This is a genomic window from Pseudoalteromonas sp. S2721 (assembly GCF_005887425.1).
GTDB lineage: Bacteria > Pseudomonadota > Gammaproteobacteria > Enterobacterales > Alteromonadaceae > Pseudoalteromonas > Pseudoalteromonas simplex.
Window position 1 is genome coordinate 62,854 of sequence record NZ_PNCZ01000009.1, and the last position, 22,775, is coordinate 85,628.

At 40.3% G+C, this 22,775-nt stretch carries 15 protein-coding genes; 10 read left to right on the forward strand and 5 right to left on the reverse strand.

Translation table 11 applies throughout. The annotated features are described in order from the left end of the window. Positions 1-19 precede the first annotated feature (19 nt). The 3 genes from astD to CWC02_RS04025 are packed head-to-tail and all read right to left on the reverse strand — an operon-like array spanning position 20 to position 3,797. Entirely contained in the window at positions 20-1,492 is a 1,473-nt protein-coding gene (gene astD, locus CWC02_RS04015) for a succinylglutamate-semialdehyde dehydrogenase (protein WP_138616541.1), read from the reverse strand. Between the two features lie 18 nt (positions 1,493-1,510). Further along, positions 1,511-2,545, reverse strand: coding sequence for an arginine N-succinyltransferase (gene astA, locus CWC02_RS04020; RefSeq protein ID WP_062565696.1), 1,035 nt, complete (start codon positions 2,543-2,545; stop codon positions 1,511-1,513). A 46-nt stretch (positions 2,546-2,591) separates the two neighbouring features. Then, positions 2,592-3,797, reverse strand: coding sequence for an aspartate aminotransferase family protein (locus tag CWC02_RS04025; protein WP_138616543.1), 1,206 nt, complete (start codon positions 3,795-3,797; stop codon positions 2,592-2,594). Between the two features lie 204 nt (positions 3,798-4,001). On the opposite strand from CWC02_RS04025, the gene CWC02_RS04030 reads away from it, so the two are divergent. Then, positions 4,002-4,430 (forward strand): Lrp/AsnC family transcriptional regulator, encoded by a 429-nt coding sequence (locus CWC02_RS04030; protein ID WP_054554593.1) that lies wholly within the window; start codon positions 4,002-4,004, stop codon positions 4,428-4,430. A gap of 28 nt (positions 4,431-4,458) precedes the next feature. On the opposite strand, the gene CWC02_RS04035 is transcribed toward CWC02_RS04030, so the two are convergent. Both CWC02_RS04035 and CWC02_RS04040 read right to left on the reverse strand, forming a co-directional pair. Further along, positions 4,459-5,385: a hypothetical protein gene (locus CWC02_RS04035; RefSeq protein ID WP_138616545.1), complete on the reverse strand. Its 927-nt coding sequence runs from the start codon at positions 5,383-5,385 to the stop codon at positions 4,459-4,461. Positions 5,386-5,433: 48 nt separating this feature from the next. Beyond that, complete coding sequence (locus CWC02_RS04040) at positions 5,434-7,347, reverse strand: putative bifunctional diguanylate cyclase/phosphodiesterase (RefSeq protein WP_138616547.1); 1,914 nt, start codon at positions 7,345-7,347, stop codon at positions 5,434-5,436. A gap of 939 nt (positions 7,348-8,286) precedes the next feature. Here CWC02_RS04040 and CWC02_RS04045 point away from each other — a divergent pair. The 9 genes from CWC02_RS04045 (at position 8,287) to CWC02_RS04085 (ending at position 22,748) form a co-directional block, all read left to right on the forward strand. Then, positions 8,287-8,586, forward strand: a complete 300-nt coding sequence (locus CWC02_RS04045) for an isoamylase early set domain-containing protein (RefSeq protein WP_054551968.1) — start codon at positions 8,287-8,289, stop codon at positions 8,584-8,586. An 8-nt stretch (positions 8,587-8,594) separates the two neighbouring features. Continuing rightward, the gene (malQ, locus tag CWC02_RS04050) at positions 8,595-10,571 is read left to right on the forward strand and encodes a 4-alpha-glucanotransferase (RefSeq protein ID WP_138616549.1); all 1,977 of its coding nucleotides are present in this window, start codon (positions 8,595-8,597) and stop codon (positions 10,569-10,571) included. Next, entirely contained in the window at positions 10,571-12,808 is a 2,238-nt protein-coding gene (gene glgB, locus CWC02_RS04055) for a 1,4-alpha-glucan branching protein GlgB (protein ID WP_138616551.1), read from the forward strand. The genes malQ and glgB overlap by 1 nt, the downstream gene beginning before the upstream one ends. Beyond that, positions 12,798-14,855 (forward strand): glycogen debranching protein GlgX, encoded by a 2,058-nt coding sequence (gene glgX, locus CWC02_RS04060; RefSeq protein WP_138616553.1) that lies wholly within the window; start codon positions 12,798-12,800, stop codon positions 14,853-14,855. The genes glgB and glgX overlap by 11 nt, the downstream gene beginning before the upstream one ends. Next, a complete protein-coding gene (locus tag CWC02_RS04065; protein WP_138616555.1) occupies positions 14,848-17,370 on the forward strand; it encodes a glycogen/starch/alpha-glucan phosphorylase in 2,523 nt (840 codons plus the stop codon). Before glgX ends, CWC02_RS04065 begins: the two co-directional genes overlap by 8 nt. An 18-nt stretch (positions 17,371-17,388) precedes the next feature. Next, positions 17,389-18,690 carry a glucose-1-phosphate adenylyltransferase gene (glgC, locus tag CWC02_RS04070; RefSeq protein WP_138616557.1) on the forward strand — a complete coding sequence of 434 codons (1,302 nt, stop codon included), beginning with the start codon at positions 17,389-17,391 and terminating at the stop codon, positions 18,688-18,690. 123 nt (positions 18,691-18,813) lie between these two features. Then, complete coding sequence (locus tag CWC02_RS04075; RefSeq protein ID WP_138616559.1) at positions 18,814-20,352, forward strand: glycogen synthase; 1,539 nt, start codon at positions 18,814-18,816, stop codon at positions 20,350-20,352. 91 nt (positions 20,353-20,443) lie between these two features. Further along, the gene (locus CWC02_RS04080; RefSeq protein WP_138616561.1) at positions 20,444-21,658 is read left to right on the forward strand and encodes an EAL and HDOD domain-containing protein; all 1,215 of its coding nucleotides are present in this window, start codon (positions 20,444-20,446) and stop codon (positions 21,656-21,658) included. Positions 21,659-21,665: 7 nt separating this feature from the next. Next, the gene (locus CWC02_RS04085; protein ID WP_138616563.1) at positions 21,666-22,748 is read left to right on the forward strand and encodes a DUF418 domain-containing protein; all 1,083 of its coding nucleotides are present in this window, start codon (positions 21,666-21,668) and stop codon (positions 22,746-22,748) included. Positions 22,749-22,775: the final 27 nt, after the last annotated feature.

Below are 22,775 nucleotides of genomic sequence, written 5' to 3' on the forward strand. Positions count from 1 at the left end.
CGGCGAGGCCGCCAAACAATTATTCAATAATTAAGCCCGGCGCAAGGGTCTGTGGTAAGTTAACTTTTTCGGCTTCAACAGAAGCAACAGGGTATGCACAGTAGTCAGCAGCGTAATAAGCGCTCGCTCTGTGGTTACCACTGGCACCAATACCACCAAATGGTGCAGCGCTAGATGCGCCTGTAATTGGTCGGTTCCAGTTAACAATACCGGCACGAATACGTTTTAAGAAATGCTGGTAGTCATCGCTATCATCACTTAATAAACCAGCAGATAAACCAAATGAGGTGTTATTTGCTTCATTAATCGCGCTATCGAAATCTGTGTAGCGATAAACTTTGATAAGAGGACCAAAGTGCTCTTCATCAGGCATATCTTTAACAGCCGTTACATCAATAATACCAGGGCTTACAAAACCAGTGCCCGGCTCAAGATGCTTAAGTTCGACAAGAGAGGTTGCTCCCATATCAAGCAACTGCTGCTGAGCTGCAACCATACCTAGTGCTGCTTTTTCGCTGATCATTGCACCCATAAATGGTTGATCTTCGCTAAAGCTGTCGGCGACTTTAATTTGTTTTGTTGCAGCAATTAATTTTTCTAAAATTGCATCACCATTTGCCGAGTTCTCGATAAATAAACGACGAGAACAGGTACAACGTTGGCCAGAGGTAATGAAACCAGACTGAATAATGTCGTGAACAGCCGCACTTACATCTGCGACATCTTTTACGATCAGTGGGTTATTACCACCCATTTCAAGCGCTAAAATTTTACCTGGGTGACCTGCAAATTGCTTATGTAATAGGTGACCTGTATTTGAGCTACCCGTAAAGAATAAGCCATCAATATCTTGGTGAGAAGCAAGAGCAATACCTGTGTCTACTTCACCTTGCACAAGGTTGATGACACCGGCTGGTAAGCCAGCTTTTAGCCAAAGTTTTAAAGTGAACTCAGCAACATGAGGCGTTAGTTCTGACGGCTTAAATACAACGGTATTACCCGCTAAAATAGCTGGCACAATATGGCCATTTGGTAAGTGGCCCGGGAAGTTATAAGGACCAAACACTGCAACAACACCATGTGGCTTATGACGAATAAATGCTTTAGCGCCAGGCATTGGGTTTTCTGTGGTACCCGTACGTTCGTTATAGGCTCTGATTGAAATGGCGATTTTACCCGTCATTGCACCTACTTCAGTACGTGTTTCCCAAAGCGGTTTACCTGTTTCGCGGGCAATGATCGTTGCAAATTCTTCGCTATGCTCTTTAAGCTCTGCTGCAAAGTTTTCAAGAATAACGATACGCTCTTCAAGAGTCATATCAGCCCAGCCTAACTGCGCACTACGAGCTGCTTTGATTGCATCAGCGACTTGTTCAGCTGTGGCTGTTTTACCTTGCCAAACAACCTCGCCATTACTTGGGTTGATTGAACTAAAATCATGACCAAGGCCTGCTTGCCATTGGTTATCGATAAGTTGAGTTGTGACACTCATTTTAAACTCCTTAAGTGGTTACAAACGGAAAAACCGTGCTGCATCCCCTTGTTTTAATTTAAGTGCATCTGCCACTTCTTGGCTGACGATTAATGTGTGCTTAGCGTGGTTATAATGAGCATGCTTGGTGAATGTGGCTCTAAAATCATTTACGCCTTGGTTGCAAATAGCTAATGTATCTGAGCTTTGCTCATTGATATGCGCAAGCTCACCAATGCTGATAGGGCACACTTGTGACTCACGGACACTGCGAATATTGCCAAGCTTTGCTTCTACCGTTGGCCCTGCATCGAATAAGTCAACATAACCACGGTGCTCAAACCCTTCTTTTTCCAAAAGTTTAAGCGCAGGCTTGGTTTTTTCATGAACCTTACCAATCACAGCTTGTGCTTTTTTGCTCAGTAAGTTGGCATAAATAGGGTACTTCGGCATTAACTCGCTGATGAAAACTTTATCGCCTAAACCGACTAAATGGTCAGCCTGTGGGAACTCAATGCTAAAAAAGTGTTCTTGTAACCACTGCCAAAAAGGTGAATGGCCATCTTCATCACTTACACCACGCATTTCTGCGATAATGGTATCAGCAAAACGCTCGCTATGCTGGGCCATAAATAAAAAGCGAGAACGCGATAAAAAGCGACCTGTTAAACCTTTGCGGTTTTGCTCTCGTAAGAACAAGGTACAAATTTCAGAGCAACCAGTGTAGTCATTACACATACTCAGAATATCAACCGTGTTATATACATTGAGAGTAGGTGAATGGTGAACAGTTTTACCTTGGTGGTAATGATACAAAGGAACCGACATTCCTACAGCAGCTTCGATAGCCGTTGTGCCGATAACGTCACCCGTTTCACTGTCTTCTAATACAAATAAATAGGTTTCGTCTTGTGGTTTATTAATATCTTTTGCAAAACTGCGTTCAGCGCGTTCAATTTTTTCTTGTAGTAAATTGTCGTCAACTGGTAACGAGGTAAAACCATGACCAGATTCAACAGCAATTTGTTTTAACGCAGCAAAATCATTTGCTGTTATAGGACGTAATACTTGCATTAAGTGCACTCCAATGGCGCATGCTTTAAGCATGCGCCAACTAGGATTAACCGTTTACAACGTCTGCAACCGCTTTTTCAAAGCGAGCTAACCCTTCTTTGATATCCTCTAATGGAATAACTAAAGATGGCGTAAAGCGCACAACGTTTGTACCAGCAACAAGGCTCATTAAACCGTGCTTAGTGCTTGCTACTAGGAAATCACGTGCACGGCCTTCAAATTTGCTGTTAAGTACTGCACCTAATAATAGACCTTTACCACGTACTTCACTAAATACGTCGTATTTTTCGTTGATTGCAGCAAAGCCATCGCGTAACAGCTGTTCGCGCTCTTTAACACCGGCTAGTACTTCTGCTGTGTTAACAGTATCAAAAGCAGCTTCAGCTACCGCACATGCAAGTGGGTTACCGCCGTAAGTAGAACCATGTGTACCTACTTTTAAATGCGCTGCAATGCTTGCTGTTGTGATCATCGCACCAATTGGGAAACCACCGCCTAACGCTTTTGCTGTTGTTAGGATATCTGGTGTTACATCTAAGCCTTGGTATGCGTATAAATCACCTGTACGGCCAACACCTGTTTGTACTTCATCAAAAATAAGTAAAGCATTGTGTTTATCACATAATGCGCGAACACCTTTGATAAAATCGCTCGTTGGCGAAATGATACCGCCTTCACCTTGTAGTGGTTCCATCATTACGGCACATGTGTTGTCACTGATAAGCGCTTCAAAAGCAGCTAAATCGTTATAATCACAGTGATCAACAGCAGCAGGCTTAGGGCCGAAACCATCTGAGTAAGCAGCTTGACCACCTACGGTAACAGTGAAGAATGTACGTCCGTGGAAACCTTTGTTAAACGCGATGATTTGGTTCTTTTGCTCGCCGTGTACATCTAATGCCCAACGACGCGCTAATTTTAATGCCGCTTCGTTAGCTTCTGCACCTGAGTTTGCAAAATATACTTTATCTGCAAATGTAGCGTCAGTTAACTTTTTAGCTAGGCGAAGTGCAGGCTCATTTGTCATTACGTTTGATAAGTGCCAAATTTTTTCGCCTTGCTCTTTCAGTGCATTGACAAGCGCTGGGTGACAATGGCCTAAACAGTTAACGGCAATACCACCAGCAAAGTCGATAAATTCTTTACCGTTTTGATCCCAAACACGTGATCCTTCACCGCGAACAGGAATAACCTCTGATGGGTTGTAGTTTGGTACCATTACGTCGTTAAAAAGTTCTCTTGTTACTTGCATTTGTTGCACCTAAATCTGGCTTAGTATGAAAAAAGTTAAATTGCAAAAAATAGGTCAGTTAAGCCGTTCCTGCCTAATTAAGCACGATGAGATTATTTTTCTTATCTATTTTTCTTATTATCTGGGTTAGGGACTTAAATTTGCAGTGCTATTTTGTGAAAAATGACTAAAATAAAAAGCAAATTAACGAAAAGAGTAGTCAAAGTGATAACTTCACAAGATGAAAAACTATTAGCTATCTTAAGAACCAACGCGCGTGCGAGTATTTCAGACCTAGCGAGGGCGCTTAACTTATCGCGCTCAACAGTTCAAAGCCGAATGTTAAAATTAGAAGAAACAGGGGTGATCAAAGGCTACAGCGTAGACTATGGAGATGCCTATTTGAGCCAAATGGTATCAGCCCACGTTTCGATTAAAGTGAAACAAAAATTGACCACTAAAACGAACCTTGAACTAAAGCAGATTGATGCTATTTCACAGCTCTATGCAATTAGCGGTGAATTTGATTTGATCGCCGTTGTGCAAGCTCAAAACCTTGAAAAGTTAAGCCACTTGTTAGATGACATTGGTAACCTAGATGGTGTTGAGCGAACAACGTCGTCGGTGATTTTAGAAACGAAGTTTAAGCGTTAACCTTTGATTTAGTTTTTGCCTATAGAACTTAATTTGTATCAGCTTGAGGCGCTTTGCGGATGACCTTCTTTTCGACTTCATCAAGCTTTATAACATAGGCATTACCACCAATGCCTTTAAACTCTTCGTCTGTAAAAACAATCGTGTTGTCATCGTAAAAAGTGATGGCTTCTTTTTGCGTAACAATACCTAAGTCAATACGTGATACATCACCAGAAAAAAACTTATCACCCCGAAAGTTCTCAAATAACCAAATACTGGTGGAATCAAGTAGAACCAACTTAGTTCTATCTGGGCTAAGCGCCGCGGAAGTGATCCAACACAGCTTTTCCATGGTTGTGCAAGTTTTGAACGAATCAATTAACTGTGCATCAAAATTAGCTGCATGATCGCCTACTTTGTAAACTTTAGTAATGCCATCAAATGGCTCAGTACGATTTTTGGTAAATAGATATAAATGTCGCCCTAAGGCTACAAAGGCTTCTAAATCAAAATTTCGCTGATCAGGTTGGATGGGGCGGCCATCCATTTCGGGGTATGTAAACTTGATAATCTCTGCTTCAGTGGTGTCACCTTTAATATCGATTGGATTTTCGATTTTATAAATGGTTAACCATTTTCGGTCGTTTTTGTTATTGCCAAAATCACCCAAAAAGAAATGACCAAATTTATTTTGCGTCATATCTTCCCAATCAATGTTTTTAGCATTGGTTACCAAGATTTCTTTTGCAATAGACCCATCTTGATTAAGGCGGTACAACTTGGGTTGATCGCCACTGTCGTTTATGGCCCAAAGTCGATTAAATTTATCAAATTCAATCCCTGAGATTTCTTTGACTTTGGGGTCTACAGACAATCTTTTCTTACTATAGAGAGTGTAAATAGATGAACCAATGAGTAGGCTAGTGATCGCGAAGGAAACTAAAAAAATGGTTAATAGGCTTTTTTTTAACATCAACAGGGTAAAAGTACAGATTAATAGCTGGGATTATAGCGGTTTATGCTATTTTTGTATATTCCAAACACCACGGCCGGTGGCTGATATAAAGTTTAAGTTATCTTGCAAAACTTTGTGCCCTACATTTAAAGATGACTCTGGGTGACTTATCAAATAACCTTGAATACTGTTGATACCCATAGATTTTACCAATTCAAATTGTTTTACATCTTCAACACCTTCAGCCACGACTTTTAAACCGAGCTTAGCACCTAGCTCGCTCACAGAGTGCATTATTTTATGGTATTTAGCGTTATCTTTAGCTTGCGATACGAATAGACGATCTAATTTAATAACATCAATTGGAAGATCTGCAAGCGTACTTAACGAGCTAAAGCCAGTCCCAAAGTCATCAATTGCGATAGTAATACCTTCTGCACGCAATTGTTCGAGTGTTTGAATAATCTTATTGCTTGCTTCAATAAAAGTAGATTCAGTGATTTCAAGCATTAATGCGTGGGCAGGGAGGCCTGTTTTTGATAGTTTATCCATAACCCAATCATAGATATTGCAATGCTTTAACTGTACTCCAGAGATATTTACAGATATTTTAACTTTTCTCATACCAGCGTTGTACCATGCCGACATTTGCCTACATGATTCGAGCATTATCCAGTCTCCAAGTTCTAGAATAATATTCGACTCTTCTGCGATCGGAATAAACTCCTCAGGAGAAATAAGTCCTTCTTTTGGGTGCTCCCACCTAACAAGCGCTTCAAAATAATCAATGGCGCAGTCATCAACATCAACAATAGGTTGAAACGATAAATGAAAATTTTCGCTTGCAATTGCAAGACGCATTTCGTCAAGTAAATAATGATATCGCCTAATTTTCTTGCCCATATCAGGTGAATAGACTTTAAAAATGCCCCGACCATCGGTTTTTGCTCTATACATAGCAACATCAGCCATCTGTAACAGTGATTGTGGTGTGGCTGCACTATCTGGGTAAACCGCAATGCCTATACTTGCACTAATTTTTATTAGTTTATTACCTAAAACGAAGTCACGTTCTATTTCGTGTAAAACATTTTGCGCTACATCTAAGGCTCTATTTTTACATTCTTTAAGGTCAATAAATATCGAAAATTCATCACCACCTAGTCGGGCTAAGTTTTGATCTAGTTGGCTCGTCGGAGATAAGTTAGATAACTTATGGTGTCGCATTATGCTACTTAAGCGTGATGCGACTTGTATTAGAATTTCATCCCCAAAACTATGACCAAAAGAATCATTTACTTGTTTAAAACCATCTAAGTCAATAAAAAGTAATGCGCAACGATATTTTTGTCGCTCTGCGATTCTAAGTTGTTTGGCTAAATGCTCTATGTATGCGTGGCGGTCAAGCAGGTGAGTGAGCTTATCTTGAAATATACTTATTTCAGACTCTTTAGTGTAGTTAGTGATATGCGTGCTAAGAGCGTCATAGTTGACGCGGAGTTGCTCAATATGTGGTTGTTTAGCTGTAGAGCTGGTAGCTAAGTTGAGACTTTTAAGTAAATCAGATGCTTGAGTATTAAGCAATTTGAGAGTGTAACTCTCATTTCGAGTTTGTACTCTTATATTAACTATCCAGCTTACTGCCATTATCAATAATAATAGTATAATTATATTTATTGGAGCTAACAGTGTAGATAATATTATATCTGATGAAAGTGCCGCGACAGTCAGCCCTTGCTCAGAATTTATTACTATATAGGTTTCATTCTCTTTTCTTATTATGTTTTGCCCACTTAATAAAATATTATACCAAGCCGTTTTTGTTATCTGCGATTCTACACCAGTTAAATAGTACAGCTCTATTCCGCTATCAATATAATTTAAATCATTAATTTTTTTTGTTAATAAGATACTCATCCCATAAGCGAAAGCAATTATAGTAATAATAATCGTGAATGAAGTTCGTATTGCATTTGTCATCTAGAGTACCATTTTGGTGCATTTTTATAAGTTGTGCTCACCTTTATAATGTCAGTAATTATATTGTTACAGATAAGTTAGCAAAAGCGTTTTATTGATAATGGTGTTTAGATTGGTACAAAATGTGAAAATTCACATTGTTTAGAGTATAAGCTCTATTTGTGGGGTGGTAGTGAGCTAATAATATTCGCTTAGCGTTTACGATGTAAAATAAATTTACTTCACTGGAAAAACGTCCGCTTTTAAATTTTAAAAAGGTTTTTATTTTTATTTTAAAGCTGGGTCTGATGTTGGTTTGATAACTAGTTTTAAATTTTAAATTTACGATTTTGTACTTATTGTTTTTGTCTTTCTGCTTGGGTAGTTTTTAAATAAGTTAATTGGGTAGTAAAAATTAACGGTTGGTTTTGCTTTGTTTTGTAGGTTTTTTCTGGAAGGAATAACGATTTATATATGTCTCATATAGATTTATATAATTTACCTTACAGAAACAATGTAATTTATTTTTGTAAATTATATGCTTATATTTTTTACGAAATAAAATAGTGTTTTTTAGTGTTTTTGCTCTAATTGTTCACTTCAATTTAATTCACTTTACCCAACCCAATTTGTTATCTACTTTTTATAAGTCATTACGAGAGTAGATAAAACATACTGAAATTAAAGTGTATTTTATCATCAACTTGGTTCAGTTATTGCTCGTAATAATACAGCAATATGATTGTTGTAATTTTTGTTTGATTTACGCACTATCTTGGTGCGAAAAATAAACAGCTGCACTGTCATAATGCGTAAATATAGGTTTGATTTACTTAATGAACTTGATGATTTGGTAATCAAGTTTATGAAACCTGGAACGCACAGCCTCCGCTTATAGAGTCGTTGAATGCGGTACTGTGGCAAGGATTAATTTACCAATTGGTTGAATTGGAGCCCACTATGCTAAGCAAACGTTTTTTTAAAACTAAAGACGAAACCGAAGTTACTTTTGAATTTAAGCATCCTGATGCTGAAGATGTGCAATTAGTTGCGGAGTTTACAGATTGGCAGCCTGTGCCAATGAAGTTCAATAAAAAAGAGCAAGTTTTCAAATGCAAGCAGCGTTTACCACTTGATCAAGAGTTTCACTTCCGTTATCTAATCAATGGCGAGACATGGGACAACGACCACCAAGCTGATGGTTATATTCCTAACGGTTTTGGTACTGATAACAGCATTGTTAATACCCAGCGCGCTTAGGTGTTTTGATGCACTCACTATCTCAGTTATATTACCTGCATGGCATAGGCTATGAATATACTAAATACACTGGTGAGCATGTTATTTTCGATGAAAGTACACGCAAGCAGGCGCTTAGTTGTTGCGGTATAGATACCCAAGATTCTGATGTAATAAACCAACTTAATTTTGCATTAGATGCAGGTACTTGGCTGAACTTGTTGCCTCATACAAGCATTATTGAGGCACACCATCCAATTTTGAAAGTACGCGTTGATGAGCGTTTATTAACACGCTCATGTACTCTAAGCGTGCCTTCGCTTGATATTCATTTTACTTGTGAAAACTTGCAAGGTTTAGCTGTACTAGGTGATTACGGCCTAAACGGCATTCGTTATCTTGAGCTTGCATTGCCAGTTCCTGAAATGCCAATCGGTTACCATGATGCACTCATTACAGTGGCATATCAGCAAGCTCACAGTCAGCTATGGATCACACCTAAAGAAAGCTTTTCTATTGATGATAAAAAGCGTTTGGGCTTATCCATTCAGCTTTATAGCTTATGCAATGAAGAGGGGTTAGGAATTGGTGATTTCGCTGATTTAACAAAACTTATTAAAGCAGCCGCGACTAACAATATGGATTATGTGTTGCTTAATCCGCTGCATTTATTGTTTGAACACAGTCCTGAGAGGGCGAGTCCTTATAGTCCAAATAGCCGAGCGTTATTGAACCCGCTGTATATTGCTGTGTCATTATGCGAAGACGCCAAAAATAATAATGCACTTGATAAATTATTGGCAAATAAACCGCAAACCGATGCGACTTACATTGATTATACATCGGTTAGTGATTTTAAATATCAAGTGTTTAGCTGTTTATATCAACAATTTTGTGAGTTTGCTTCAGAAGAGCGAAAACAGCAGTTCGCTCGTTTTTGTGAAACCCATAAACGCAGCCTGTCGACCATGTTGGTTGGCGACCGTGATTATGCTAGCTATTTACAATGGCAAGCTCACCTTCAATTAAATATCTGCCAGCAAGCTGCCCGTGATAGCGGTATGGCAATTGGCCTTATTAATGACTTAGCCGTTGGCTGTGCAGGTGATGGCAGTGAGTTCAAAAGCCAAAATGAGCTATTTGCCGAAAATGCTCATGTTGGAGCTCCGCCAGATCCTTGGGCTGAACATGGTCAGAATTGGGGTTTGCCAGCACTGAATCCACAAAAGTTAAGTAAAGACAACTTTGCTTTTTATCGCTCTCTTATCCGGGCCAATATGGAAGATGTGGGTGGTCTTAGAATTGACCATGTAATGGCAATTCGCCGTCTTTGGTGGTGTTTTGAGAATAATTCCCAGCAAGATGGTTGTTATGTTTATTATCCGTTTGAACAGTTATTAGCAGTGCTTAAAATTGAATCTCATCTTAATCAATGCGTCGTAATTGGTGAAGATTTAGGTGTGGTACCTAATGAAGTGCGTGAAGCATTAAAAGCAAGTGCAATCTATTCAAATGGGTTGTTCTACTTTGAAAAAGATTATCAAGGCGAGTTTTTAGCGGCTGAGCATTTTGCGCCTCATAGCCTTTTAATGATAGCCAACCATGATGTACCACCATTCAAAGGCTGGTGGATTGGCCACGATATTACGATTAAACAACAATATGGTTTGCTTGATGATGAGCAAACTCGGGCTCAATTCGATGCGAGAAACATTGAAAAGCATCGTATGCTTAATTTTATCGCACGAGAGTCACACCAGCATTTATCGTTAGAAACAGATGCCTTTACGGTTTATGAAGCGTTGGCATCCTCATTAGCGGCAGCACCAGCAAAGCTATTTACTATTCAAATAGATGACTTAGATCAGCAAATACTGCCTGTAAATATCCCCGGTACTGATAAAGAGTACCCAAATTGGCGGCGTTTATTGTCGCGTCCAGCTGCGCAGATTATCGAAGCGCAACAGTCATTCTTAGCCAATTTAATTTCGATAAGGAATCAATAATGCGAAGTCGTGTTCGTCAAGAGCAAAGTGCACAATCTGTTATTTATCAAAAACAAATCGATGCATTAGCCAGTGGTTGTTTTAGAGATCCTTTCAGCTTTCTTGGGGCGCATAAAAGTGGCCCTACGAGCTATGAAATTCGTTGCTTTTTGCCTGGCGCAAGCAGTGTTTCGATTCTGCTTGGCACAGAAAAAATCGTTGCGCAGCAACAATGTGATAGTCATTTATTTGTCGCAAATATCAAATCAAAAACGAAACCTGACTACCAGCTGGATGTTAGCTATAGCAATGAATTTACTCATCAACAATATGATGAGTACAGCTTTGAAAGCAGCTTAGATGAACAGGCGATGTATCTGTTTAATGAAGGCAGTTTAGAGTATGCGTATCAACATTTTGGTGCACATTTTGTGACTCAACAAGGGGTTGATGGTGTTCGCTTTACAGTGTGGGCACCGAATGCCAGTAGTGTATCTATTATTGGTGAATTCAACTATTGGCAGCGTAATCGTCATTTTATGCGTTTTCATCCTGCCAGTGGGGTATGGGAGTTGTTTATTCCTGGGCTTAAAGAGCATCAATGCTATAAATTTGCTATCACCACTGTGACCGGAGAAGTGCTTGATAAAGCTGATCCATTTGCGTTTAAGATGCAACAAGCACCGGGTACAGCGTCAGTGCTACAAAAGCTAAAAACAGGTATTCAGCTTTCTGAAAGGGCGTTAGCAAATCGTGCAAAAAGAAACAGTGTTGATGCGCCTGTTAGTATTTATGAAGTGCATGCGGGTTCTTGGCAAAGACGAGATGACGGCAAGCGCTATCTCACATGGCGTGAACTTGCTGAAAATCTTATTCCTTACACTAAAGAGCTTGGCTTTACGCATCTACAATTAATGCCAATCAGCGAGTACCCATTTGATGGTTCTTGGGGTTATCAACCCGTTGGATTATTTGCCCCGACCAGTCGCTATGGCAGCTTTGAAGATTTTGTTTACTTCGTCGAGCAATGTCACGAAGCCGATATTGGCCTTATTCTTGACTGGGTACCTGGTCATTTCCCAAGTGATCCTCATGGTTTACATCGTTTTGATGGCACCCATCTATACGAACACGCTGATGTGAGACAAGGTTTTCACCCTGATTGGAATACCTATATCTACAATTATGACCGCGCAGAGGTTCGTAGCTTTCTGATTGCGAATGCAATGTACTGGCTACATGAATTTGGTATTGATGGCTTACGTGTGGATGCGGTTGCCTCAATGCTTTATTTAGACTACAGCCGTGAAGAAGGGCAATGGGTTGCAAATCAATACGGCGGCAGAGAAAACTTAGGCGCTATTGAGTGCTTAAAACAAGTCAATATGCGCTGCTATGCAAAAAATCCGGGCATTATGATGGTGGCTGAAGAGTCAACTGCGTGGCCGGGTGTTACGCGCCAAGTTGACCATGATGGTTTAGGTTTTGGTTATAAGTGGAATATGGGGTGGATGAATGACAGTTTGCATTATATGCAGCGCGATTCCCTTTACCGTTCGCATCACCACCACGAAATGACTTTTTCGATGGTTTACGCCTACAGCGAGAACTATATTTTACCGCTTAGCCATGATGAAGTGGTGCATGGTAAAGGCTCATTAATTGAAAAAATGCCAGGGGACGACTGGCAAAAGTTTGCAAACTTACGTGCATATTATGCCTTTATGTGGGCGCATCCAGGTAAAAAATTATTGTTTATGGGTGCTGAAATCGCCCAGCGTAAAGAGTGGAATCACGACCAATCGCTTGATTGGCATTTACTTGAGCATATTAGCCACAGTGGCATGCAGCAAACGATTAAAGATTTAAATGCTGTTTACACTAGTACGCCAGCTTTATACGAGCAAGATACCAGCCCAGCGGGCTTCGCGTGGCTCGATAGCAATAATGCTGAGCAAAGTATGTTTAGCTTTATTCGCTATGCAAAGAAAGCAGAAGATTTTGTGGTTGTGATATGTAATTTAACGCCACAGGTGTATCACGACTACGTGATAGGTGTGCCAAAAGCTGGTACTTATCAAGTTATTTTGAACACAGATAAAGCGGACTATTTTGGTTCTGGCGTTGATGCAACTAGTCACGCAGAGCAAATCATCGTAAGCCAAGCGATTGAAAGCCATGGCTTTAATCAAAGCATCAGTGTGTCTTTGCCTGGTCTTGCGACAATTTACCTTAAGAAGGTGAGCGATGAGTCATAGTGTTGAACTCGAAGTTGGGGTGAGCTCGCCTTTAGGGGCATCTGTTGTTGGTGAGGGCGTAAACTTTGCTGTGTACGCACCACAAGCACAACATATGTCTTTATGCTTATTTGATAGCAGTGGTCATTCAGAAATTCTCACCCTAGCGATGCATATGAACGAAGGCGGTATCTGGACACTAAAAGTGAGTCCTCTGAAAAGTGGCGCCTTGTATGGCTTTCGCGCTGATGGTGAGTACGCACCCGAAAAAGGACTATTTTTTAATAATCACAAATTGCTGTTAGACCCTTATGCGCGTGATTTATATGGCGAGTTTACGTGGAGTGAACGTCACTATGGGCAAATGCCTGTAGGAAAGTTAAGCCAGGTTAACAATGCTATTGATATTCCAAAATCTCGAGTTCGTGAGTTGGCACCTTACACAGGTAAAAAGCCGAATCACAGCTGGGGTAAAACGGTTATTTACGAATGTCATGTAGTTGGTGCAACCTGTCGTCATCCTGAGATCCCAAAATCGTTACAAGGTAAGTTTTTAGGTTTAAGCCATCCTAGCTTTATTGAGCATTTACGCACTATTGGGGTGACTTGCCTAGAATTATTACCTATTCATGCATTTATCAGCGAGCAGTTTCTTACCGCTAAAGGTTTACAAAATTACTGGGGCTACAACACGCTTAACTTCTTTACGCCGCATAAAGAGTATCTCGTTAATGATGATATTAGTGAGTTTCAAGAAATGGTGGCAGCGCTTCACAAAGCGGACATAGAAGTAATACTCGACGTGGTTTATAACCACACAGCTGAGGCGGGCACAGATGGGCCTATTTTATCACTACGTGGCTTAGACAATTTAGGTTATTACCGCACTGTTGCTGATAAACCGCAGCATTATATTAATGATACCGGCTGTGGTAACACGGTAAATATTGATTCGCCTCGTTCTTTACAGCTGGTACTTGATAGCTTGCGTTATTGGGTTGAAGTGATGGGGGTCGATGGCTTTCGTTTTGACTTAGCAACCATTTTAGCGCGTAACCCAAATGGCTTTAATCAGGCACATGCGTTTTTCCAAGCGATTAATCAAGACCCCTTACTCAGCCAAGTTAAACTCATTGCAGAGCCTTGGGATATAGGCCCAGGAGGTTACCAATTAGGGGCTTTTCCGGCACCGTGGCGTGAATGGAATGATAAATATCGCGATACGATAAGACGCTTTTGGAAACAAGAACAGGGCGTAATTGGTGAGCTTGCAAAACGTTTACATGGCTCGTTTGACTTGTTTGAGCATAACCTACGTGGGCCACTTAACAGTATCAATTTTATCACTAGTCATGATGGTTTTACGCTTGCAGATTTAGTTAGTTACGAGAATAAACATAACGAAGCCAATGGCGAGCAAAATCGTGATGGACACAGTGACAATCACTCATTCAATTGTGGCGTTGAAGGGTTTACCAATGACCCACAAGTGAGCAAATTACGCTTACAGCAACAAAAAAATATGCTGTTAACTTTGTTGCTTTCTAAAGGCGTGCCTATGCTTTCATTAGGAAGCGAAATGGCACACTCACAAGGTGGTAACAACAACGCCTATTGTCAAAACAATCGCACAAGTTGGCTTGCATGGAAAGACTCACAATTTAGTCATCCTCTTACACGTTTTATTGACGATGTTTTGCGCATTCGTAAGCAGTTCAGCATTTTTAAACACCGCTTTTTTGTTCACGACAATGACCCGCGTTATGACGTCGCGTGGTTCACTGAATCAGGCACCAATATGCAACAAGACGATTGGCATCAAGGCGATCGCCAGGTGCTGATATACAGCCTGACTGACAAGCACACAAATCAAGCTTTATTGATCATATTAAATGCAGGATCAGAGCCTGTAACTTGCCAACTTCCTAACTTAGATAAAGGAAAATGGCAGTTAGCGCTGACCAGCATTCATCCAATGTCAACTCAGTTTGTTGACAAGGAACACGAGATTGCTGCAATGAGCAGCTGGGTTTTTACCGCCAATTCAGAGGATCTTAATCATGGCTAAAAATGCCGATCAAGTATGTGTTGTTAAGGGCTGGCAGGATGCGCCTACAGTTGATGAAAGTACCTTAGACGATGATTTATCACGCCATTTTTATTACACCCTTGGACGTGACAAAGTAGGTAAATCACAACTGTATTTATACCATGCATTAGCATTAACTATTCGTGACCGATTAGTTGCTCGTTGCCGAATAACAAAACAGCAAATTCATGAACAAAAACGCCGTAAAACAGCTTACTTGTCACTTGAATTTTTAATGGGCCGCGCCCTTGGCAATGCGATTTTAAACTTAGATTTAGATGAGCAAGTAGCTAAGGCGTTGCAAGAATACTGCACCGAACTTGAGCAAGTTGCGGAGGCTGAGCATGATGCAGGTCTAGGTAATGGTGGCTTAGGGCGCTTAGCTGCATGTTTTTTAGATAGCTGTGCAAGTCTTGCATTACCAGTGGTTGGCTATGGTATTCGTTATGAATATGGCATGTTTAATCAAGCTATTGAAAATGGTCATCAAATTGAACAACCAGATAATTGGTTACGCGAAGGGCACCCGTGGGAGCTGAGTGCACCTGAGCAATCAAAACGCGTAAAATTCTTCGGTCATGTTGAAAGCTATACTGATAAACAGGGTCGTGAACACCGTCAATGGCTAGATTCTCATGATGTGTTAGCTGTTCCTTATGATGTGCCGATTCCGGGTTACAAGAACGATATTGTAAACACCCTACGTTTATGGAAATCAGAAGCCACTGACGAATTTGATTTAAGCGAGTTCAATGCGGGTAGTTACTCAGAAGCTGTAGCGCGTAAAAACTTAGCTGAACAAATCACAATGGTACTTTACCCAAATGATAGTAGCGAGAACGGTAAAGAGCTGCGTTTACGTCAGCAATACTTCTTATCATCGGCGAGTCTACAAGACATCATTGATACCTGGGTTAGCAAACATGGCGAAGACTTCTCTGACTTTGCTGATTACCATGTTTTTCAATTAAACGATACGCACCCAAGTATTGCTGTTGCTGAGCTTATGCGTATTTTGGTTGATGAGTATGAGCTAGATTGGCAAGAAGCGTGGTCTATCACGACTAAGACCATGGCTTATACAAACCACACTTTACTTCCTGAAGCATTAGAAAAGTGGTCAGTATCTTTATTTGCACGATTACTACCGCGTATCTTAGAAATTATTTATGAAATCAATGCGCGTTTCTTAGCCGAAGTTGCGTTAGCTTGGCCTGGTGATGTTGAAAAACAGCGTGCGCTATCGCTTATCGAAGAAGGCCCTGAGCCGCAAATTCGCATGGCATATTTAGCGATTGTAGGTAGTTATTCGGTTAATGGTGTGGCTGCACTTCACACTGAGCTGCTTAAAGCTGGCTTATTTAACGAGTTTTATCAGCTATGGCCAGATAAATTCAATAATAAAACCAATGGTGTAACACCGCGTCGTTGGTTAGCACATTGTAACCCTGAATTAGCAAAACTACTTAATCAACACATTGGTGATGAATGGGTTGCTGACTTTAGCAAAATTAGCCAGTTACGCCGTCTATATGACGACCCTAAATTCCATAAACAATGGCAAGCTGTAAAGCATACTAATAAGCAACGCCTTGTTGAATTAGTAAAAAACCGCTGTGGTGTACAGTTTGACGCAGAAATGATGTTTGACGTGCAAGTTAAACGTATTCACGAATATAAGCGTCAGCTATTAAACGTACTGCACGTTATTCACCTTTACGATCGTATTCGCCAAGGCGATACAGCAAACATTGTTCCTCGTTGCGTGCTACTGGGCGGTAAAGCTGCACCAGGTTACTACATGGCGAAGAAAATTATTAAATTAATTAATAACGTAGCAGAAGTGATCAATAAAGATCCGCTTGCTAAACCGTATTTAAGAGTTGCTTTTTTACCTAACTACAACGTAACAGCCATGGAAACTATTTGCCCAGCAACTGATTTATCTGAGCAAATTTCTACAGCAGGTAAAGAAGCATCTGGCACAGGTAACATGAAGTTCATGATGAACGGTGCTTTGACTATAGGTACGTTAGATGGCGCTAACATTGAAATTCGTGATGCAGTGGGTGCTGATAACTTCTTCTTATTTGGTGCACGTGCAGAGCAAATTGACGATATCAAAGCACACTATAATCCTGAGCAGATTATTCACCAAACTGACAGCCTCTATAAAGTAATGCAATTACTTGAGAGCGGACATTTTAACCTGTTTGAGCCTAATTTATTTGACGACATTATTGCGGCGATTAAGAGCCCGCACGATCCATGGTTAGTCGCTCATGATTTTGCCAGCTTTGTAGAAGCGCAAGAGCAAGTTGAACAAGCCTACTTAGATACTGCTCACTGGACAAAAATGAGTATTTTGAATACTGCAGCCAGTGGCATGTTTTCGAGCGATAGAACCATTAGTCAATACAGTGATGACATCTGGCATTTGGAGCCATTAATGGATACTAGTGCACAGCAAAACACACAGAAGAAAAGCAGCTAGCTTAAGACGGAGAGAGTTATGCCAAGTTATGCAAACCGATATATAAGTAGTTTAACAAGAGAAACGTATGCCCTCATCCTAGCAGGAGGGCGAGGTTCACGTTTACATGAATTAACAGACTGGCGTGCTAAACCAGCAGTCTATTTTGGTGGCAAACACCGAATCATCGACTTTCCACTGTCGAACTGTATAAATTCAGGTATTCGTCGAGTTGGTATTGCTACTCAATATAAGTCGCACTCGTTAATTCGTCACGTAAATCGTGCATGGGGCCATTTCAAAAAAGAATTGGGGGAATCAGTTGAAATACTTCCTGCCTCTCAGCGAAATGGAGATGACTGGTATTGTGGTACAGCTGATGCGGTATTCCAAAATATGGATATTATCCGCCATGAGCTGCCTAAGTATGTGATGATCCTCTCGGGTGACCACGTTTATTGTATGGACTACGGTGGTTTGTTGGCTAAACACGTTGAGACAGGTGCTGATATGACGGTATGTTGTATTGAGGTACCTTGCGAAGAAGCGGCAGATACATTTGGTGTAATGACAGTTGATGAAAGTAATCGTGTTCGTCGTTTTGATGAAAAACCCGCTGAGCCTACTTCTGTGCCTGGTAAGCCAGGGACCTGTTTAGCATCAATGGGTAACTATATTTTCAATACTGAGTTCTTATTTGAACAATTGAAAAAAGACGCAGAAACTGAAGGTTCTGGCCGAGATTTCGGTCACGATATTATCCCTGCTATCATCGAAGAGCATAACGTGTTTGCCTATCCGTTTAGAGATTCTAACACCGATGGTCAGCCGTATTGGCGCGATGTGGGTACACTTGACTCATTCTGGGAAGCCAACATGGAGCTGGTAATGCCACAGCCACAGCTTGACCTTTATGATCCAAAATGGCCAATTTGGACTTATCAAGAGCAGTTACCACCTGCTAAATTCATTTTTGACGATGATGACAGACGTGGTATGGCTGTTGATTCAACAGTATCAGGTGGCTGTATTATTTCTGGTTCTAAAGTTAAGAAGTCACTACTTTTCTCGAATGTATATGTTCATTCATTCTGTGAAATCGAAGAATCAGTGATATTACCAGGTGTTAAGATCAACCGAAATTGTAAGATTAGGCGTGCTATTATTGACCGTAACTGTGAGATCCCCGAAGGACTTGAAATCGGTTACGATAACAAAGTCGACAAAGAAAATGGCTTTAGAGTCTCGAAAAAAGGGATTGTGCTGGTCACTCGTGATATGTTGAATGAGCTTGCAAAGAAGTTAGAGCAACAAGAGCAAGATAATAAACGCCTTGCTTAAGCAATCGCGCTAAGACAAAAAGGGAGGGCATGTCCCTCCTTTATTTATATTTGAATAATACCAGTTTGCTTAATTAAGTATTATTGCCAATTGGTATAAAAGTTTTATGGAGTACTGCAAAGCATGCATGTATTGATGGTAGCTGCAGAGAATGATGCATTACCGAATGCAAAAGTCGGTGGTGTAGCAGATGTTGTTAGAGATTGCCCTAAAGCGTTAGTAGAAAAAGGCCTTAGTGTTGATGTGGTGATCCCAGATTATGGCTTTGAGTATTTAGAGCGGCATCACATAGGTGTAGTGCACGTGCCCTTTGCAGGTCAAATGCAAAAACTGGATGTGTGGAAGCTTGCTAAAAGTGAAGAAGGTATAACGCAACTGCTTATTTCTCATTGGGAATTTAGCCGCCATAACGGCGCTGTTTATTGTAATGATGAACCGGGCCGTCCGTTTGCAACCGATGCAAGTAAGTTTGCTCTTTTTAACGCTGCTGTTTGCGAAGCCTTATTACAAGGGCTTATTCGCACGCCGGATGTTGTGCATTTACATGATTGGCACAGTGCTTGTGTTGCTCTATTACTTAAATCAGATAGCCGCTATAGAAAACTAGCGCACTTATTTTTAGCTTACACAGTACATAACCTTGCATTGCAAGGGATACGTCCTTTCAAAGGTGATAGCTCAAGCCTAGAAGCCTGGTTCCCAAGTTTAGGTTATAACGGCGAAAGGTTATGCGATCCGCGCTATTTTGATTGCTTTAACCCAATGCGTACTGCTATTAACCTGGTTGATAAAGTACACCTTGTTTCGCCAACTTATTGCCAAGAAGTACTGCGTCCAAGTGATGCTGAAAAGGGCTTTTTTGGTGGTGAGGGACTTGAAGCTGACTTGCAGGCTGCCTATGAACAAGGGCGTGTAGTGGGCATTCTTAATGGTTGCGAGTACCCAGGAATGAAGCTTGAAGACATCAGCTTAGCGAGTCTTTATCAACATGCCGAAAATGCGTTATTTCAATGGATGGCAAAAAGCCCAGTATTAGATTCAAGCTATTACATAGCGCATCAACGATTACTTCAATTTAAAACACGGCCGTTTTCTGGGCCATTAGTAACCAGTGTGGGTCGTTTAACGGACCAAAAAGCACTGTTACTTCGTCAGCCTTATGATAAAGGGCTTGTGTTAGATGAGTTATGTCAGCGTTTAAAACAACATAACGGCTACATGATTATTTTAGGCTCAGGGGATACTGAACTTGAGCACATCATGACATCAGTTATGGCACGTCAAGATAACCTGCTATTTTTAAAAGGTTATGCGCATTATGTTGGTGAATACATGTACCACTTAGGCGATTTATTTTTAATGCCAAGTTCATTTGAGCCGTGCGGTATTAGCCAGATGTTAGCAATGCGAGCAGGACAGCCGTGCTTAGTACATGGTGTAGGTGGTTTACGTGATACAGTAGAACATCATGTGAGTGGTTTTAGTTTCCAAGGCGAGAGTTTGGCATCACAAAGCTACGAACTTGTTACTAGTTTTAGTGATGCGCTTGAGCTTAAAAAATCGCAACCAGAAAAATGGTGCTCAATATGTGAACAGGCTCGAAATGCCCGTTTTACGTGGCAATCCGTTGCAGAAGGCTATTTATCTGGCTTATATCAATAAAAAGTAAGTGATTCATGGTAATTAGGTGACTTTTTTACCAATTTCAGCTATTAATTACTTAGTGTGATATAAAATAAGAAAAGTAGGTAAAGTGGCTGTATTTGTTGCTAGGCAAGCGGTCTTTAATCGTCGTCAACAAGTTGTCGCCTATGAGCTACTATTTAGAGATAGTTTACAAAATAGTTTTCCTGATGTGTCAGAGAGCACGGCAACGGCTCGCCTAATTATGGAAAACCAGCTCAATTTAGGTACTCGTCATATAACGTCGGGTAAAAAAGCATTGATTAATATTGGTCCAGAGTCTTTGAAGCTGGACCTTTGCGCGTTTTTGCCAACAAATGATGTCGTGATTGAGTTACTTGAAACCATTGAGCCAACGGACGAAAATTACGAGTATTGCCGTGAGTTATTTCATAACAACTATAAATTAGCGTTGGATGATTTTGTTTACCAACCCGAATGGGACCGTTTTTTAAAACTTATTCGTTTAATAAAGTTTGATGTTCAGCAAACCCCTTTTGAAGAATTGGCCCCGATTGTTCATAAATTAAAAAAGTATCAAAAGATAAAGCTATTAGCTGAAAAACTCGAAACAGCTGATGATTACGAAAAAGCGCATAAAATGGGCTTTGATTTTTTTCAGGGTTATTTTTTTGCTAAACCGAAGATGATTCAGCATCGTGATATTGATTACAATTATGCGCTGGTATTATCGATTTATGCACAAGTCATGCGCCCAGATCCAGATATCAGTGAAATCGCTGGTTTGTTTTCTTTAGATACTGCACTTGCTTATAAACTGTTACGTTTAATAAATAGCGGTGTTTTTCCTATAAAGAGTAAAATTGGCTCATTAAAACAAGCGCTTGTTTATTTAGGTCATGAACGACTTAAAAAGTTTGTTAGCCTAATTATTACTGCCCACAGTGCCCAGTCAAAACCAGCCGAGTTGACTCGGCTTTGTGTTGTAAGAGCCCGTTTTTGTGAATTAATCGCTCAGCGTGTTGCTAAACAGCACACTGGTGAGGCATTTTTAACAGGGCTATTTTCATTACTTGATGCCATATTAGATCAACCTATGGAAAAGTTATTGGATAGATTGCCGTTTCCTGACGAAATTCATGCTGCTCTCATGCAAGAAAAAAATATCCTCTATTACATACTTGAAACGGTTAAAGCGTACGAAACTGGTAGTTGGTGGGCGCTTGAACAGGCTGTTGCCTATCTAAGCATTGAAAGCGCAGATCTTCCCAAGATATACGAAAATGCAGTAAATTGGAGTGATAGCTGCAGGCAAAACCTATAAGGGATTTATGCGCAATATAAATATGGATGTGTTACGGGGTATTGCGGTACTCGGCTTGATGTTTATGAACATCTACACCTTTGCTGTGTTTGAGTATGACTATACCCCAAGTGCTACGCCACCCTTTTCAGACTCGCTAATTTTCACTATTAATACCGTGTTTATTGATGGGCGTTTTAGAAGCCTTTTTTGCTTGTTATTCGGAGCATCTTTAGTTATTCAATGGCAGCTTTGGCAAAATGTTGAAAAACAACATAAACGGCTAAAAGTTTTGGCATTTATAGGCCTTGCCCATGGTTTTTTATTATGGGCTGGTGATATTTTGTTTATTTATGCTTGTGCTGGCTGGTTAACGCTTAAATTTAGTCAGCAAGATGAAGAAAAAAACTTGCGTATGGGTATGTTGTTTTTACTTCTCGGCGCCTTTATTTCATTCTTACTTGCCTTTGTAGAGCCAGAGTTTAGCCCTGTAACGAGAAGCTCTGAGAGCTTTTTAATGGCGTATGACGCGGCTTATTCTTCTTATTTTGCAGGATTCGTCAGTAACTTTTTGATTTTTATAATAATGCTTATTGCTGTGCCGCTTATCACTTTGTGGATGGCTGCAGGGTTAATGCTGATGGGCGTTTATTTATATAAACAAAGGGTATTTGTTAAAGGTTTAACACACTCTCAGCTTAAGTTGATTACTGCTGTAGCGATAAGTTTTACGGCTCTAAGGTTGATGATAGAGCCTGACCAAAGTGTATTCATGTACGCGATAGCAGAACCTATTAATTGGCTTGCTGCTTTAGCTATGGCCATTTGTTATTGCCACATCATTGTGAAAATAGTTAAAAATTCCCCCAGTAACTGGTTACTGCTACAGCAAGCTGGACGCATGTCATTAACGCTGTATCTAATGCAAACAGTGATTTTTATCCTGTTTTTTAAAGTCGTATACCCAAGCGCAGCACTTAATTTTGATCGCATAGATTATTGGTTGGTTATTGCTGTTGCGCTTGTTTTTCAATTGTTTTTTTGTAAAGTATATCGTATGTATTTTAAACAAGGTCCGTGCGAGTTAATTTGGCGAAAATTATCTAATTAATTCCTCGTATACAATAATTATAATAGA